The sequence below is a fragment of the Paenibacillus zanthoxyli JH29 genome (assembly GCF_000520715.1).
GTDB lineage: Bacteria > Bacillota > Bacilli > Paenibacillales > Paenibacillaceae > Paenibacillus_AQ > Paenibacillus_AQ zanthoxyli.
Window position 1 is genome coordinate 1 of record NZ_ASSD01000178.1, and the last position, 536, is coordinate 536.

The 536-nt window shown below is 43.8% G+C and carries 1 protein-coding gene; it reads left to right on the forward strand.

Annotated elements, in window-relative coordinates:
* Window positions 1–86 precede the first annotated feature (86 nt).
* Complete coding sequence (locus L691_RS28145) at window positions 87–509, forward strand: VOC family protein (protein WP_036735837.1); 423 nt, start codon at window positions 87–89, stop codon at window positions 507–509.
* Window positions 510–536 lie beyond the last annotated feature (27 nt).

Here is a 536-nt window from a genome sequence, read left to right on the forward strand (position 1 = left end):
GTTCCTCGTAGTTGCGACTGGTATCTGATGGGAAAATCTTTAGTTCAGCTTATATATTAACAACTTACAGATAAGGAGCGATATTGATGAGTGTACAAGGTCTTTCACATGTAGCGATCCAAGCCAAAGATTATGAAGGGACTATTGCCTTTTATACTGAAGTCTTAGGCTTTAAGGTAGGTCACTATTGGAGTCTGCCTTCCTTTCAGATCAAAGAAGCATCCATGCTCGTTTCACCCGATCGAAGAACCTGCATTGAAGTTTTTGATAATGAAGCCGTCATTCCAGCCCAAGGCAAAAAAGCCTCGTATGAGGAGGAGGTAGCTTACGGAGCGTTATTGCATCTGGCCTTCTATGTGAGTGATGTACACGATACATATCAAAAAGCCATTGCTCATGGAGCAAAGGCCTGTGTGGAACCGAGTCAGATGTCTCTTGGCGAACCGCCGCTTGTGGTGAAAAATGCCTTGGTTTACAGTCCCAACGGTGAAGTGATCGAGTTTATCTAAAAAGCCGAGAAGACTCCTTCCTCTATA